The 15765-nt window shown below is 46.4% G+C and carries 13 protein-coding genes; 8 read left to right on the plus strand and 5 right to left on the minus strand.

Annotated elements, in window-relative coordinates; genetic code table 11:
• The first annotated feature begins 83 nt into the window (after positions 1-83).
• Genes B3N34_RS03550 through B3N34_RS03560 form a run of 3 tightly spaced genes read left to right on the plus strand, consistent with a single transcriptional unit; the run spans position 84 to position 2999 of the window.
• A complete protein-coding gene (locus tag B3N34_RS03550; RefSeq protein WP_286975019.1) occupies positions 84-665 on the plus strand; it encodes a nicotinamidase in 582 nt (193 codons plus the stop codon).
• A 35-nt stretch (positions 666-700) separates the two neighbouring features.
• On the plus strand, positions 701-1315 hold the full coding sequence (gene yedF, locus B3N34_RS03555) for a sulfurtransferase-like selenium metabolism protein YedF (protein WP_286975020.1): 615 nt from the start codon (positions 701-703) through the stop codon (positions 1313-1315).
• Positions 1316-1355: 40 nt separating this feature from the next.
• Complete coding sequence (locus tag B3N34_RS03560) at positions 1356-2999, plus strand: thiamine pyrophosphate-binding protein (RefSeq protein WP_286975021.1); 1644 nt, start codon at positions 1356-1358, stop codon at positions 2997-2999.
• A 30-nt stretch (positions 3000-3029) separates the two neighbouring features.
• Here B3N34_RS03560 and hemW read toward each other — a convergent pair whose 3' ends face one another.
• Together hemW and lepA are read right to left on the minus strand one after the other, a co-directional pair.
• Positions 3030-4202: a radical SAM family heme chaperone HemW gene (gene hemW / locus B3N34_RS03565; RefSeq protein WP_286975022.1), complete on the minus strand. Its 1173-nt coding sequence runs from the start codon at positions 4200-4202 to the stop codon at positions 3030-3032.
• A complete protein-coding gene (lepA, locus tag B3N34_RS03570) occupies positions 4189-5997 on the minus strand; it encodes a translation elongation factor 4 (protein WP_286975024.1) in 1809 nt (602 codons plus the stop codon). Before lepA ends, hemW begins: the two co-directional genes overlap by 14 nt.
• A gap of 116 nt (positions 5998-6113) precedes the next feature.
• Here lepA and B3N34_RS03575 point away from each other — a divergent pair, with 116 nt between their 5' ends.
• Positions 6114-7112: a hypothetical protein gene (locus tag B3N34_RS03575; protein ID WP_286975025.1), complete on the plus strand. Its 999-nt coding sequence runs from the start codon at positions 6114-6116 to the stop codon at positions 7110-7112.
• Positions 7113-7156: 44 nt separating this feature from the next.
• Here B3N34_RS03575 and B3N34_RS03580 read toward each other — a convergent pair whose 3' ends face one another.
• Positions 7157-7930, minus strand: coding sequence for an HpcH/HpaI aldolase family protein (locus tag B3N34_RS03580; protein ID WP_286975027.1), 774 nt, complete (start codon positions 7928-7930; stop codon positions 7157-7159).
• Positions 7931-8153: 223 nt separating this feature from the next.
• Between B3N34_RS03580 and B3N34_RS03585 the strand changes: the two genes are divergently transcribed.
• Positions 8154-9161, plus strand: coding sequence for a 3'-5' exoribonuclease YhaM family protein (locus tag B3N34_RS03585; protein WP_286975029.1), 1008 nt, complete (start codon positions 8154-8156; stop codon positions 9159-9161).
• Here the strand turns inward: B3N34_RS03585 and mobA are convergent.
• A complete protein-coding gene (gene mobA / locus B3N34_RS03590) occupies positions 9132-9863 on the minus strand; it encodes a molybdenum cofactor guanylyltransferase (RefSeq protein ID WP_286975030.1) in 732 nt (243 codons plus the stop codon). The genes B3N34_RS03585 and mobA overlap by 30 nt on opposite strands.
• A 124-nt stretch (positions 9864-9987) precedes the next feature.
• Between mobA and B3N34_RS03595 the strand changes: the two genes are divergently transcribed.
• Positions 9988-11016 carry a dipeptidase gene (locus B3N34_RS03595; protein WP_286975031.1) on the plus strand — a complete coding sequence of 343 codons (1029 nt, stop codon included), beginning with the start codon at positions 9988-9990 and terminating at the stop codon, positions 11014-11016.
• A 56-nt stretch (positions 11017-11072) separates the two neighbouring features.
• On the opposite strand, the gene B3N34_RS03600 is transcribed toward B3N34_RS03595, so the two are convergent.
• A complete protein-coding gene (locus B3N34_RS03600) occupies positions 11073-11591 on the minus strand; it encodes a nitroreductase family protein (protein WP_286975032.1) in 519 nt (172 codons plus the stop codon).
• Positions 11592-11773: 182 nt separating this feature from the next.
• Between B3N34_RS03600 and B3N34_RS03605 the strand changes: the two genes are divergently transcribed.
• Both B3N34_RS03605 and mdoH read left to right on the plus strand, forming a co-directional pair.
• Positions 11774-13357 carry a glucan biosynthesis protein gene (locus B3N34_RS03605; RefSeq protein WP_286975035.1) on the plus strand — a complete coding sequence of 528 codons (1584 nt, stop codon included), beginning with the start codon at positions 11774-11776 and terminating at the stop codon, positions 13355-13357.
• A complete protein-coding gene (gene mdoH / locus B3N34_RS03610; RefSeq protein ID WP_286975037.1) occupies positions 13345-15735 on the plus strand; it encodes a glucans biosynthesis glucosyltransferase MdoH in 2391 nt (796 codons plus the stop codon). The genes B3N34_RS03605 and mdoH overlap by 13 nt, the downstream gene beginning before the upstream one ends.
• Positions 15736-15765: the final 30 nt, after the last annotated feature.

Genomic DNA, 15765 nt, shown 5'->3' on the forward strand with positions numbered 1-15765 from the left:
TTATTATTATTTTATTATTAAAAATAAATAGATTATATTGTTATTTAATATAATAATAAATAATTAGGAGGATGGGTATTATCATGATGCTGTCGATAAAAAAGAGAGATGCCCTGATAATCGTGGATTTGCAAGTAGATTTCTGTCCCGGCGGAAATCTACCGGTTCCTGAAGGGGATGAGGTTGTCCCTATAGTAAACAAACTGGTTGAGCATTTCGAAAAACAGGGTGGTCAAATCGTCTTTTCCCGCGATTGGCATCCGGATAAACACATGAGCTTTAAGGAGTGTGGCGGACCATGGCCCGCTCATTGTGTCCAAAACACTAGAGGAGCTGAATTTCATCCCGATCTTTTTATCTCTCCTTCGGCAATAGTTGTGAGCAAAGCGACGGAACCCTTGAAAGAGGCCTATTCCGCCTTTGACGGGACAAGATTATCTGAGACATTGCATGAAGCGGGAATTGAACGAGTTTTTATATGTGGTTTGGCTACTGATGTCTGCGTGAAATCAACGGCCTTGGATGCTATTAAATTGGGGTATGATACTTATGTGATCCAAGATGCCTCGCGCGGAATTACTCAAGGAAGCGTCGAGCAAAGTTTGAAGGAAATGAAAAGTGTTGGCGTCAAGATCATCGAAAGCCGCCAAATTTTGACGAATTAATGTAGATCAATGACGAAGGAGGTTAACAAGGAAAGATGAAAATAGTCGATGCGAGAGGAACGACTTGCCCAAAACCGGTAATAATGACGAAAAAAGCGATAGATTCTGGAGAAAAAGAAGTGGAAGTTTTAGTCGATAACGACGTCTCCTTTCAAAATGTCAGGCGCTTCCTTGATTCACAGGGATACGAAATCATCGAAGCGGTCAAAAAAGAGGATGGGACTTTCGTTATTCGAGGCAAATCGGAAGAAGCAGCAGAAGAAAGCACGGCAGAAATCGAAGATACAGCTAAAACTAAGCCTAATGAAGAAAAAAAGAGCGTAGGGGTGTTGCTTCTGTCGGATACTATCGGCAGGCCAAACGACGGATTGGGAGAGGTGTTGATGAAAAGCTTCCTCGGAGTCCTCCTTGAAAGCGAACCTCCGGTAGTGATCGCTTTGATGAATGAAGGGGTGTTGTTATCCCTACCGGAAAACAGCGCTAGCGAAATACTAAGAGACCTCGAAAAAAAGGGGACCTCCATCCTCGTATGCGGAACCTGCACCAATCATTTTGGAATAACCGATAAAGTCTCTGTTGGGACTATATCCAACATGTTTCAAATAACGGAAGCCATGCTCGAGGTGGATAAGGCGTTGGTTTACGGATAAATATGAGTTAAGCATTCTTACATGAAATCAGGGTGATAAAATGGCTAAAACAACAGGGGGCAGCTTTGTTGTAAAGACGCTTGAGGCTTTGGGTGTGGAAGTTGTCTTCGGAATTCCCGGGGTGCACAACCTCGAGATCTATAAGGCGTTGTTGGATTCGCCCATTCGCCATATAACGACGCGTCACGAACAGGGTGCAGCCTTTGCCGCTGACGGATACAGCCGAATCAAGGGCAAGCCCGGGGTAGCCATTACCATAACAGGGCCTGGGCTTACCAATGCTGTGACGGCCCTTGCGGGAGCATATCACGATTCTGTTCCTCTGCTTTTAATATCGAGTCAAATACCCAGGCAATCTTTAGCCTCTCGAAGCGGATTTCTACACGAAGTTAAAGATTCCCGCGGCTTGGCATCTTCTGTATGCAAAGAGAGCATTTCTGTCATGTATCCGGAAGACATATCGTCGAGCTTAATTTATGCATGGGAGCTATCTCAAAAGGGAAGGCCGGGGCCGGTTCATGTGGAAATACCCCTGGATCTGTTGTCGGAAGGCTTTTTCGGGGAATCGCAATATCGAAGCGATTGTCGGCTTAAGGTTTTACGCCCAATTTTATGCCCCGATGATGAGAACATCGACGAAGCCGTATCTTTTATCGATGAAGCTCGTTTTTGTGCCATCATTGCCGGAGGAGGCGCATTGTCTGCAGGTAGTGAAATTACAAAACTTGCGGAGAAGATTGCTGCCCCTGTAGTTACCACCTGTGCCGGCAAGGGGGTTGTTGACGAAAGACATGCCTTAAGCTTAGGAGCCAGGCTTAATTTCAAGGTCGTAAGGGATTACTTGGAATCTTTGGATTTGCTTTTGATCGCGGGGTCGGAGCTTTCTCCCACAGACCTTTATCAATATCCGCTCAAGCCGAAGGGTAAAGTTATCCGGATAGACCTGGATCCCGGAAATTTCGCCCGACAACCTCTTCCCGATATATCCGTAATGGCCGATTGCAAAGCGGCGATAACCATTTTGGCGGATCGCGTTTCGGCCAGAGACGCCAGGGTTGTCGAAGAAGTTTCTTCCAAGGTAAAGTCCATAAAGGCAGCAGCGAGGGATGAACTTTTAAGCTCGGGCGAATTGGGTGAGGAGACCTACGATGCCGTGCAAACCGTTAACAGCATAAGAAAAGCCCTCCCCGACGAAGGGATGATCTTTGCCGACATGACCATTCCCGCCTACGTCTCCATTAGCGAATTCCCTTCATACGGGCCAAGGACGTTCCTTCATCCTGTGGGTTTTGGCACTCTTGGATGGGCCTTGCCCGCAGCTTTGGGTGCCAAAGCCGCATGCTCTCACGCTCCAATAATCGTCCTTTCCGGCGATGGCGGATTTCAATTTACCATGGAAGAGCTTGCCCTAATCGTAGAAGAAAACCTGCCATTAGTTATAGTCATATGGCACAACAATGGTTTTGGCATACTAAAGAACATCGAAAAGAGACATCATTTCCGAAAATTTTATGCGGTGAACCAAAACCTTCCGAATTTTAGCCTTTTGGCTTCAGCTTACGGGATAAGGTCCTTCCGTGTCACTTCGGCGGTCGAACTGGAAGATGCGCTCGGGGCAAGTTTGAGCGATCGGGCCTCCGCCATAATAGAATACAGGTCCCGTTGGAGTTCGAAGTTGCTCTAAAAGTTTTAACTTCCTGTGGGAGGTTTCTTCCTACAGGAAGTTTTCCCATAAAGCGTTTGCAATGCGAAATCCCTTGGGAGTGAAGGCATGCCTTCCGCGACAAGCTGCCCTGCAATCCGAAGGAAGTTTTTCCCAGGTGTCGAGAAATTTCCTGTAGGCCTTCCATCCATACTTTCTCTTAAAAGTCGTAGCAGTTACTCCCCATCGGGTGCGAAGGGCCAGTATGACAGCTTCTATTGCCTGCTTGTCTTGTGGTAATATTTCCTGATATGCCACGGGAAGATTTTCGCTGGTAATTTGATCGAAATAATCGTTTATTTCCCTCGTGTTTCCGTATCTGAATCCGTCCAGGTAGCCCCAGGCGCCGGGGCCTACTCCTAAGAAGTTTTCACCTTGCCAGTAAGCGATGTTATGGCGACACCAATGGCGTGGCAAGGAAAAGCTGGCTATTTCGTACTGAATAAATCCTTTCTTGGGCAAGTACCATTGGGCGAACCTATACAGCGGGTATCCCTCGGTCAAACCTGAGGGCGGACATTCGCCCCATGGAGTGCCTTCCTCGAGGGTGAGTTCGTAGATCGAGAGATGACGTATTCCGAAATTGAGACAATCTTTGAGGGTCCTGTGCCAACTTTGTATGGTCTGTCCAGGCAGGCCGAAGATCAGATCGACGCTGACATCGAGGCCGCTGGCAACCAGCGCGGCTATGGCATCTGCGGCATCGTGAGCACTGTGGGGGCGCTTGAGCAACTGAAGCTCTCCATCGTCAAGGCTTTGGACTCCAAGGCTTACACGGGTTATCCTCCAGGAGCGCCAAAGTTTAATGTGATCGGCGGTTAACGAACCGGGATTTGCTTCGACGCTCGCCTCTAGGAAGGGTAAAAAGTCAACGTAACGTTCAAGCGACGAGATAAGCATTTCCCATTGCCAGTGGTTTAATAAAGTTGGCGTGCCACCGCCAATGTAAAGCGTTTGGACCTTGATTTTCCCTCCTGCAAGAGCGGCCCACAACTTTAACTCCTCGTCGAGGCAGTTCATATAATTGTCTATTTCAGAGGCTTTCGAAACCACGCTGTAGAAGGCGCAGTAGGGGCATTTTCTGACGCAAAAGGGTATATGAACGTAAAGCGAAAGCGGAGACGATAACGCCAAGACAAAAGATTCGTTAAGTAAATTTACGCGGTCCGATCTATTCTTCCTCATTGGCTTGCAGGAATGCCAAAAAGGCTTCCTGGGGAATCTGAACTCTTCCTATCATCTTCATCTTTTCCTTGCCCTCTTTTTGTTTTTCAAGCAATTTACGTTTTCTGGTGATGTCGCCGCCATAACATTTTGCTAGCACGTTTTTGCGCAAAGGTTTGACGTTTTCTCGGGCGATAACACGGCTTCCTATTGAAGCCTGTATGGCGACCTCAAAAAGCTGTCGCGGTATCAGTTCCTTGAGCTTTTTTATAACACCTAATGCCCTTTTGTAGGCGTCGTCTTTATGACAGATGAAGGAAAAGGCATCGACTGGCTCGCCGTGAATGAGAATGTCCACCTTGACCAGATCGGATTTTCTGTATCCTACCTGTTCGTAATCTATGGATGCGTAACCTCTTGTGAGAGATTTTAGCCTATCGTGGAAATCCACGATGAATTCGGCTAAGGGAAGGTCGTAAATAAGCTTTACCCTCTCTGGCGTAATGTAATCCAGCGAAACAAACTCTCCGTGCCTGTCCTGACAAAGTTTCATGGCTTTGCCAACATAATCGGAAGGCAAAAATATCGTAAGCCTAATAAAGGGTTCCCTGATCTCCTCTATCTTTACGGGATCTGGAAAGTCGGAGGGTTTTCTGGCCTCAATGACTTCTCCGTCTTTTAAAAGGATCTCATAGGCTACGGTTGGGGCCGTGGCGACTAAATCTATCTCGAATTCCCTTTTAAGCCTCTCGATAGTGATGTCCATGTGAAGAAGTCCTAAAAAACCACATCTGAAGCCGAAGCCCAGTGCTTCCGAAGTCTCCGGCTCAAAGGCCAATGCTGAGTCGTTTAATTGCAATTTCTCTATAGCCTCGCGGAGACGGGGAAAGTCGTCCCTGTCCAGCGGATACAGGCCACAGAAGACGACGGGTTTGATGTGCTTATACCCAGGCAAAGGTTTGTCGGCAGGCGAATTTGCATCGGTTATCGTGTCCCCCACTCTGGCTTCCCAGATGGTCTTTACGTTTGCAATGACATAGCCTACTTCTCCTGCCTTGAGTTCTTCAGCAGGGGACATGAAGGGCGTAAAAAATCCCACTTCCTCCACTTCATATTCTTTTCTTGTCGCCATAAAGAAGATGGACTGACCCTTTTTAATACATCCGTTTACTACCCTGACGTAAGATATTACCCCTCTGTAGTTGTCGTAGATTGAGTCGAATATCAGAGCCTGAAGTTTGGCATCTTCATTACCTGTAGGAGGGGGAACACGTTTCACAATCGCTTCAAGCGCCTCTGGTATTCCGATTCCCTCCTTAGCGCTGACTAAAATAGCCTGGGAAGAATCCAACCCGATCACTTCTTCGATCTGTCGCAATACCTCATCGGGGCGCGCTCCGGGGAGATCTATCTTGTTTATCACGGGGATGATCTCCAATCCCTGATCAACAGCCAAATAAGCGTTGGCAAGAGTTTGAGCTTCCACCCCTTGTGCGGCATCGATGACCAATAGTGCGCCCTCGCAAGCGGCTAGGGATCTAGACACCTCGTAACTGAAATCCACGTGACCGGGAGTGTCTATGAGGTTGAGTATATATTCTTTGCCGTCATTCGCCCTGTATTGCATTCTTACGGGCACAAGTTTTATCGTAATTCCCCTTTCGCGTTCTATATCCATTGTATCCAAAAACTGCTGTCGCATTTTTCGCGAATCTATGGTATTCGTATATTCAAGCAACCTGTCTGCTAACGTCGACTTGCCGTGATCGACGTGAGCTATGATGCAAAAATTTCTTATATTATTCATGTTTGTCATTCATCAACCACCTCATAAAAATAGGCGTCATTTGACGCATAAAGAGACTTCGGATAGTCTATCAAAGCTGACGTGATTTTATCAATAATTATTGTTGATTATTGGGAGGTAAGCAAATGAAGAACAAATCCCCGAAGGCATTACTTCTTTTTTCCGGCGGACTTGATTCCTTGCTTGCCGGTGAACTCTTGCGCAGAAACGGGGTTACAGTAACTTGCCTGGCCTTTACTACTCCCTTTTTCTCCGCTGAAAAATCTATTATAGCGGCACGCCGATATAATTTCCCGTTAATTATAGCACCGCTGCCTGAAAAAGAATACATTAAACTCCTCTTCGATCCGTCCCACGGCTTTGGGAAATGCATGAATCCCTGCATAGATTGTCATGCTTTGATGCTCAAAAAGGCAGGAAATTTGATGCGAGAAAGAGGATACGATTTTTTGGCAACGGGAGAAGTGTTGGGCGAAAGGCCGAAATCTCAGACGTCGCAGGCCTTGAGACATGTGGACTCTGCTTCGGGGCTTGGTGAGTATATCGTCAGGCCTCTATCGGCCAAGCTTCTTCCACCGACGGTGCCAGAACGGAATGGTTTAATAAAAAGGGAGTGGTTTCTTTCCATTTCCGGCAGGGGACGAAAAAAACAGATAGAGTTGGCAAGGAAATGGAATATCGATAGCTACCCATCCCCCGGTGGCGGGTGTCCGCTGACCGAGAAGTTTTTTTCGGTAAAATTAGAGCGACTAATGAATGCCTTAAAGGAAGATTTCTCATTCTTTCATGCAGCTTGTTTGCGCGTGGGGCGTCACTTCTTGCTCCCCGAGAACGCTCACTTGGTCATCGGAAGGGATGCGAGGGAAAACAAGCGGTTGCTCCAACTGCGTTTGCCTCACATCTTACTGTTAAATCCCATCAGCGTTAAAGGTCCCGTAGCATTGCTTTACGCTCCAAAGGGAATCATATCGAAAGAAAATTTAGAAAGGTCTGCCCGTTTTGTAGTGCGTTACAGCGATCATGAAAATGGCGTAGTGCGAGTGTTAATTGCTTCGAGCGAAGACCGACTGAACATAGTAACCGGACCGGCTCACGAAGCTGAGCTTGTAAGGTATAGAATATGAGCCAAAGGGAAATGGCACATATTCTATATCTTACGACATAGCTATTAGATCTTTTTGCCTTTGGATTTTACATCAGCTACGACTCGTGAAGCAGCATTAAGGTATATTGATGCCTCGATGCCAAGTCCGACCAGGTTAAATCCCTGTTCGAAGCGCTTAGCCGCTTCCTCAGGGGATGTCGCAAAGGTTCCTGCTGCCTTGCCTGCGCTTTTGCATATTTTTAAGATCTGCGTTGCAACCTCTTCGACCTTTGGATCCTGCGTTCGTCCCGGAATTCCTAGGGAAGCCGACATGTCGAAGGGCCCGAAAAAGATCATATCTACCCCTTCGATGTTCACTATCTCCTCGAGATTTACCAAACCCATCGTGTTCTCACACTGCAGAGCGACGAAGGTATTGTCGTTAGATTCCTTAAAATAAGATGTCATCTCCTGGATGCCGTATTGGGCTGATCTAACTAAGGCAACTCCCCTCTCTCCGACGGGGGTGTATTTGGCTGCCTTTACCGCTTTTATGGCATCCGAGGCCTTTTCGACCATGGGAACGAGTACCCCGTCGGCGCCTGAGTCCAGCGCCCATAAAATTTCTTTCTTAGAATTTTCGGGCACTCTGACTAAAGTTGCCATCTCGTGAAGTTGTGCTACCCTTACCATGTCCTGCAGCTTTTCCACAGAATGAGGGCCATGCTCCCTGTCTAAAACCACGAAATCAAAGCCGCCCAAAGCTAAAATTTCAATGGAATCGACTGAAGGCAGCACCGCAAAGGTTCCTAGAAGTGTCCTTTCATTTGTTAATCTCCTTTTTAGGATAAAGGTCATTTCTTTGTTCACTCCCCTTAGTTTTGTTTGAATGCTTCGTTAGGTATTATAAGCCACAATTTAGCATTTTGTGATATGAAACAGAGGGGGAAATTTTAGATCCTTTTGGCAGAAAAATGTACGTCTGGCATTTCGGTTTCCTTCATGGTATAAAATGATGCTGAAGAGTCCGTGAAATACGAAAGGTCATGATGAAACCGATAAACAAGATAGGGTGATATAGATGTCTGATGAAAGCTGCTTGCTCATTGCTGACATAAAAGAAAACAAGAAATCGGGAGATAAGTTTAAAGCTGTCGGCTTGCTGGCTACGGCCAAACTCAAAAAAGATAAAAACGACAAGCCTTACTGGGACCTGACGATCATGGACGCTAGCGGAACTTTAAATGCCAAGGCGTGGTCTGATAGCAAGTGGTGGGATGCCCGATGCGGCGAGAAGAAGTTTTTAACTTTAGATGAATTGGCCGAGATGGGCTGCATCTCAAAGCAACCTGTGGGAATATTTGGGGTTGTTTCGAAGTTCAAGCAGAAGCTTCAGTATCATGTAAATCAAGTATATCTTCTGGACTCCGACAAATATCCTCCGGAATCCTTCGTCGAAAAATCGCCCGTTCCCGTCGAACAAATGGAGACAGATTTTTGGGAGATAGTCGGTGAATGCGGTGACCCCATACAAACCTTTTTGCTTCAACTTTTCAGCGGCAGCTTATGGGAACAGTTCAAAATAGCTCCCGCTGCGGTGAAAAACCACCACGCTTACGTCCACGGTCTCCTTGAACATACGCTTGACGTAACTAAAAGCGCTAGATCGATAGGTGTCTCCTATTTGAAAAAGGGACTAAAGATAGATATGGACGTTTTAACTGCCGGTGCCTTGCTCCACGACATCGGTAAACTGGAGGCTTACTCCATAGATTTGATCCCTCAAATTACACTGCAGGGAGCCGTCATAGATCACATTCCTTTGGGTTACTCCATCTTTATGGAGCATGCCAAAAAATACGCCTTGGACGAAGAGACAGCTTTGGCAATTGGCCACATCATAATAAGCCATCACGGAAAGAAGGAATACGGCTCTCCCGTGTTGCCCAGCTCGCCCGAGGCCCTGATAGTCTCTGCAGCCGATGAGCTCGATTTTCTCATTTACTGTTGGGATGCAGCCTCTCCTACGGACGATCTTGCTTTGTCCGAATACAATGGGCTAGCTCAGAGGCGTTTCTGGAAGTCTTAAATTACGAAGATCCGACTCATTAACGAAGATCTCTTCAAATCCTCCGTGAGGATAAGGAAGAAGCATTTTTTCTGCTCTTGCCAGGTCGTAAAAGTCGTTTATATTAAAAAAGGACCTATGGTAATTTTTCACTGCATTCATATCGCTTTCTTCCGAGATGGATAAATTTACGAAAGGATAAAAGTCCTTTATCTTTCTTTTGCCATGGCCGTATATGGTTTCGGCTTCTTTTAAACAAGAACGGTGATAAAATGCATGCAAAGGCTCTAAAAAACCCTTAAATCGCGGCACCACTGCTTGCGAATTCCCATTTTTAAGGCCGTAAATATGTTTAACCAGGGATCTATTGATGAAAGGCATGTCACATCCTGCCAGAAAAAGCCACTCCTTTTTCGATATTCTCAACGCCTCTAAAAGTCCCAGTAGAGGTCCTTGACCTGCATCCGAATCACATATTACGTTAATGTGATAGCATGATGGCTTGGATGAATGAATTGATAGAATTCGGTCGTGATCGCAGCGTGAGGTCACGATAATTATATCGTTAAAAATTTTGCTCATGTTTTGCAATACCAACTCCAGCAGGTAGGTGTGGCCCAATTTGATAAACGCCTTATTATGACCTACCCTTGAGCCTTTGCCGCCTGCAAGAATTACGGCGGTTACACCACTAAGAGCATCTTCTTTCGCTTTAAGATCCACTTCAAGATCACCGCTATTTAAAGGACTGTTTTTGTATTATATAATCATCACGATGCTTGAAGCAAATACGTTCCGACTTGAAAATAAAATAAATACATGATGATCTGAAGGAGGAATATTTACGATGGATCGCGATTTTCTCGCAGAGGCAAAAGAGCTTCATGAAAAATACTTCGTTGCCGATGTCCATTACGACTTGCTGCCATTGGTATGGGAAAGGCGCCAGAGAGGCGAAAGAAAGGTTATAGAAAATCATTACATTCCCTCTTTTAAAGAGGGAGGCGTCGATTTAGTGGTCTCATCGCTTTTCATTTCCGACGAATATCTGCCAGAAATGCCTTTGAGGCGAGCCTTGGATTACGTAAGCGCGTTACATCAGGAGATGGAAGAAAGCCCTGGGCTTTTTGCGCTTTGTCGAAATACAGATGAAATAAAGCGGGCTAGATCATCGGGGATGGTGGCCTTGTTGCTTTCCTTCGAGGGGGCAGAACCGCTGGGCAACGATATAAACCTGCTCAGGATATTTTACGAACTGGGGGTCAGGGGTTTGGGGATCGTTTGGAGCAGGAGAAATTACGCAGCAGACGGCTGTCACTTTGAGGCAAAAGAAGAGGGCCGAAAAGGAGGGCTGACGAACTTCGGAGTGCAACTGCTTCGGGAGGCCGAAAGGCTGGGAATGTACGTAGACATAAGCCACTTGAACGACGAAGGTCTAGATGACGTCTTAAAATTTAGCAATAAACCTCTACTGGCATCACACTCAAACTGCAGAAAACTTGTCCCATCCATGCGCAACCTCAGGGATGAACAAATTCTTGAAATTGCAAAACGGGGCGGCGTCATTGGCATGAACGCCTATAGCAAATTTGTCAAAGATGACGACGAAAACATCAAAGCCAAGGATCTGGCGGATCATGTATGTCATATATACGAACTAGTCAGATCCTACGAGAATATTTGTTATGGCTTTGATTTCTGTGACGAGATCCATCAGCTGTCAGGGTCGGAGAGCAAGGGCTACGATTGCATTAAAGGCCACAGTCGCTGCTTTGAGCTGACTGCCGAACTCATCGCAAGGGGGATTGACGAAAAGGAAATTGCAGGAGTAATGGGCGAAAACTTTCTTAGATTTCTAGAAGTTACCATAGGTTAGGGGACGAAAATGGGGCGAGGTCCGTCGTGTCGCAATTTGAAACCTCGCCCCCTTTTTTACCACTTATTTAAATGAATCTTGTCCCACCTGAGTTCGGTAGAGTCATGGGGAGCTTTTTCTTCGGCGGGATAGCCTATCGCGACAAGAGAAACCACTCTGCATTCTCTCGGAATGTTCAATAAGGCGCGGACGTAATCTTCGGCGCTTACCTCCGGCGAATGCATGCGGTTTCTTATCTGTATCCAACAAGACCCCAATCCAAGGGACAAGGCAGTTAACTGTACTATAATAGCAGCTATGGATGCATCCTCTATCCAGGTATCGTTTGCCTTTTCGTTCCCTAGCACTGCAAGACATAAGGGTGCTTCCTTTAAAAATGCGGAGCTTTGCCCCCTTGTGTCGGCCAATCTGTCAATCATATCCTTGTCGTCCACGAAGACGAATTCCCAAGAGTGTAAATTTTTCGAGGTAGGTGACAGAAGCGCAGCCTCCTTTAGTATTTTCACCTTTTCTCTTTCTACGGGTATGTCTTTGAAGCGCCTGATGCTCCTTCTTTTTTTCAAAAGTTCGATCATATTTGCCTCTCCCCTTTCCATTTGATTGTACTTACAATATAGGAGTCTCGAGCGATTGTACAAGGGTTGATTACGTCGTTTGTCGGATGCTTTAAGATTTAACGTATATATGCTATAAATGCTTGCGGCCAAATGGGGTCATAGCAACTGTTTATTTTTTGGCTTGAAGGGAGTGTATTTTGGTGAGGTGCAAAATTTTAATGCTGGTAGCGGCGTTTTTTATATTGAGCTGTTTTCTTTCTTTGAAAATACATGTTGCTTACGGAAATGCGAGATCCATGGATCAACAGATAAAACGTCTGGAAGAAGATGTGTGGAAGAAGGCACAGGACCTATCGCTATCTGCCTATGAAGAGCCAGCGTTAAATTTGTCCGATCCCATCGCAAACCTGACATACGATCAGTGGCGAGATATTCGCTTCAAACCCGAACAATCCCTTTGGAGGGGCAGCGATTCCCTGCATGAACTGAGGTTTTATCATTTGGGGTTTCTTTATAAAACTCCTGTCAAGATCAACTTGGTAACTTCCGAAGGGATTGAGGAATTTCCCTTCGACGTAAACCTCTTTGATTACGGGAAAAATGCATTATCCCCGGAAAACCTAAATAACCTGGGGTTTGCGGGATTCAGAATTCACTACCCCCTCAATAGAGATGATTATTACGATGAGCTCATCTCATTTTTAGGGGCAAGTTATTTTAGAGCTCTCGGAAAGGGGCAACGTTATGGCCTTTCGGCAAGGGGGCTGGCGGTAGATACAGCATTGCCCAAGGGTGAAGAATTTCCCTTTTTTAAGGAGTTTTGGATCGTCAAGCCACCCAAGAAATCGAGAAACATAACGGTTTTTGCCTTATTAGACAGCCCAAGCCTCACAGGAGCATACAAGTTTTACATTCAACCTGGCGAAAAGACGGCGGTAGACGTAAAGGCTTCAATATTCAGGAGAAAGGACGTTGAAAAGCTTGGCATTGCTCCCATGACCAGCATGTTCTATTACGGCGAAAACAGCATTTCCCTGCCCGATGACTATAGGCCTGAGGTCCACGATTCGGACGGATTGCTTATAGCCTATGAAAACGGAGATTGGGAGTGGAGACCTCTTCGCAATTTACCGCGCTTGGACGTGACGAGTTTCCCTGCTAACAATGTAGCCGGATTTGGGCTGTTGCAGCGCGATATTGACTTCGACCATTATCAGGATCTGGAAGCTCGATATGACCTACGGCCAAGCCTTTGGATTGCCCCAAGGGGAAGCTGGGGAAAAGGACGTGTTGAATTGATCGAGATTCCCACAAACTGGGAAACGACGGACAATATAGTCGCCTTTTGGGTGCCCGAGGAGTTTCCTCCCCTGGGTGAGCCTGTAGATATTTCCTATCGAATGAGTTGGCATTTGCCCCTAGGTTCTCCTCACGGACTCGGTTACGTTGTTGCCACTAGATCGGGAAAGGGAAGCGGCGACAATACTAGGTTATTCGTGGTCGATTTTATCGGTAAGGCCGTCGAGGAAATTCCTGCCGACACAGGGTTGACAGCGGTTGTCAAGGTCTCCGATGGCGGAGAACTTGTAGAAAAGGTTTTGACAAAAAACGAAGTCACCGGTGGATGGAGGCTCGCAATTCAGGTAAAGGCCAAAACCGTAGGCGCCATAGAGCAGCTGCAGCCCGATAAACGTCCTAAAATAGAAATTCAGGCCTTTTTAAAAAGGGGCGACAATTTGCCTGACCTGTTAACCGAAAAGTGGAGTTATCTATGGCAGCTTTAGCTTTGACATTTACGAAACGAGTGCTCAGCTATATTTGGATTTTGGGAGTTACCACTACTCGCTCCCTTGAGATCGCTATTGAGTTTTTACATCAGATCCCTTCCAAGGGCAATTCGACGTTTAGAATGTTCGATGACCTTATCGCAAAGCTGAAAGGAGACTTAGAAGAAGAGCCGTCCTTGATCGACAGACCCCGTTGGCCGAAACTCAAGGAAAAGATCTTACCTCTTTTGCTGAAGAAAGGAAACGGCGGCATCGCCTCTGCTCCACCCGTAAACAGATCGTCCATGGTCCCGAGGGATTTTATGGTCAAGTTCGGTAATCTCTTCGAGACTTCTAAGAATGGGGCCACCTGGGAAGGGACTGCTAATCGAAGAAGGACTCTTCTCGCGGCCTTGGTAGTCGGTTCTACGGCGCTTTCAACCCATTTTATGAGTTTAGTCATTCAGTTCAAAGACCGAGAAATTTTGGGTTACTTAATGTTGATAACCTTCGCGATTCTTTTTGCCTGGATTTCCGTCGGATTTTGGACAGCTCTCGCCGGGTTGGTATCGATTTTAAGGGGAGTAGATCGCTATGCTCCAAGCGCTTCGAGAAGTAAGATCGACGAACGTACTAAAGTTGCGCTGGTTTTTCCCATTTACAACGAAGATACCGGCAGGGTCTTCGCCGGAATAGAGGCTACCTACAGGTCTCTCGAGAAAACTGGCATGTTGAAACATTATGATTTTTACATATTAAGCGATAGCAATGACCCCAACGCGTGGGTAAGCGAGGAGATGGCTTGGGCCGAGTGGCGCGAACGGTTAAACGCTGAAGGCAAACTTTTTTATCGAAGAAGGACGAGAAACATCAAAAAGAAGAGCGGAAATATAGCGGATTTCTGCAGGCGTTGGGGGAAAAACTATAAATATATGGTTGTTTTCGACGCCGACAGCGTCATGAGCGGGAATATACTGACGGAGATGACTTCAATTATGGAGGCCAACCCGAGACTGGGCATTTTGCAAAGCGCCCCCAAAGCTGTGGGAAGACGCTCGCTTTATGGACGCATACAACAGTTTGCAAGCTATGTCTACGGTCCGATCTTCGCCGCAGGTTTGAGCTTCTGGCAGCTTGGAGATGCTCAATACTGGGGACATAACGCCATCATTAGAGTTAAGCCTTTTATGGAAAATTGTGCCTTGCCGAGGCTTCCGGGCGATCCACCCCTGGGAGGAGAGATATTGAGCCACGATTTCGTAGAGGCAGCCCTCATGAGAAGGGCTGGATACGAAGTGTGGCTTTCCTACGATTTGGAGGGAAGTTACGAAGAAACTCCTCCAACGTTGCTTGAAGAATTGTCCAGGGATAGGCGTTGGTGTCAGGGCAATCTGCAACATTTGAGGCTCTTTTTGCTCAAGGGCATAATACCGGCACATCGTTTTCTTTTTTTGAACGGAGTTATGATATATGGCTCTGGATTGCTCTGGTTTTGTTTTATATTCATGAGCTCTTTGCAGGCGCTGCTCGACGTTTGGGTCGAACCCGTATATTTTCCCAGTGAGTACGCGCTGTTTCCCGAATGGCCCGTATGGTATCCCGGCTGGGCGCTCTTTCTTTTTATAGTAACTATCGTGTTGCTTTTTCTTCCGAAGCTTTTTGGCCTTCTGCTCGTGATGGCCAAAGGAAGACCGGAACTTTTCGGAGGCAAGATAAGGTTGACTTTGAGCGTTCTTTTGGAGACGCTTTTTTCCGTTCTCTTTGCCCCTATTAAAATGCTGTTTCACAGCAAATTTCTGTTTTTTACCCTGCTTGGGCAAAAAGTTGGTTGGGGGCCTCAGGAAAGGTCCGACATAGGTATTGCCTGGAAAGATGCCCTTAAATTTCACTGGAGCAACATGGTGATAGGTCTTTTGTGGGGCGCTATAGTTGGTATGGTGAATCCATCCTTTTGCGTCTGGCTTTTGCCCATATTGATTTCCTTTGTTCTGTCGGTCTTTCTTTCCGTTTGGACCAGCAGGCCTTCGGTCGGGGAGCGTTTCAGGAAAGCTGGACTTTTCCTGACGCCTCAAGAGGTGGATCCCTCGCCCGAAATGATGACCTTGAACGAAGTCATGTCCGACCCTCCTGCCTGGTTGGAGTGGGGATTTAAATCAGCTCTCTTCGACCCCTGGGTAAATGCCCTACATAGAGGGCTTTTGCGAAAAAACTTCAAAGCTCCGTCAGACTTAACGGAAAAGACCCTTTCGGGAGAAACGGAAAATTTGAATTACAAAGAAACCATGGCAGTTTTGAGCTCTCCTGAGCTGCTTTTTGACCTGCACAAAGCAATATGGAAATCTTCGGAAGATCGATTTACAGATGAATGGCGGGACCGGTTGTCATTCTTTTTATGAACCCTACGCTGATCGCGTAAAATATTTGTA

Origin of the sequence: Acetomicrobium sp. UBA5826 (assembly GCF_002433005.1) — a bacterium.
GTDB lineage: Bacteria > Synergistota > Synergistia > Synergistales > Acetomicrobiaceae > Acetomicrobium.

Coding starts and splice junctions, on each gene's coding strand:
- B3N34_RS03550 (WP_286975019.1), top strand. CDS start 84: ATGATGCTGTCGATAAAAAAGAGAGATGCCCTGATAATCGTGGATTTG.
- yedF (WP_286975020.1), top strand. CDS start 701: ATGAAAATAGTCGATGCGAGAGGAACGACTTGCCCAAAACCGGTAATA.
- B3N34_RS03560 (WP_286975021.1), top strand. CDS start 1,356: ATGGCTAAAACAACAGGGGGCAGCTTTGTTGTAAAGACGCTTGAGGCT.
- hemW (WP_286975022.1), bottom strand. CDS start 4,202: ATGAGGAAGAATAGATCGGACCGCGTAAATTTACTTAACGAATCTTTT.
- lepA (WP_286975024.1), bottom strand. CDS start 5,997: ATGACAAACATGAATAATATAAGAAATTTTTGCATCATAGCTCACGTC.
- B3N34_RS03575 (WP_286975025.1), top strand. CDS start 6,114: ATGAAGAACAAATCCCCGAAGGCATTACTTCTTTTTTCCGGCGGACTT.
- B3N34_RS03580 (WP_286975027.1), bottom strand. CDS start 7,930: ATGACCTTTATCCTAAAAAGGAGATTAACAAATGAAAGGACACTTCTA.
- B3N34_RS03585 (WP_286975029.1), top strand. CDS start 8,154: ATGTCTGATGAAAGCTGCTTGCTCATTGCTGACATAAAAGAAAACAAG.
- B3N34_RS03595 (WP_286975031.1), top strand. CDS start 9,988: ATGGATCGCGATTTTCTCGCAGAGGCAAAAGAGCTTCATGAAAAATAC.
- B3N34_RS03600 (WP_286975032.1), bottom strand. CDS start 11,591: ATGATCGAACTTTTGAAAAAAAGAAGGAGCATCAGGCGCTTCAAAGAC.
- mdoH (WP_286975037.1), top strand. CDS start 13,345: ATGGCAGCTTTAGCTTTGACATTTACGAAACGAGTGCTCAGCTATATT.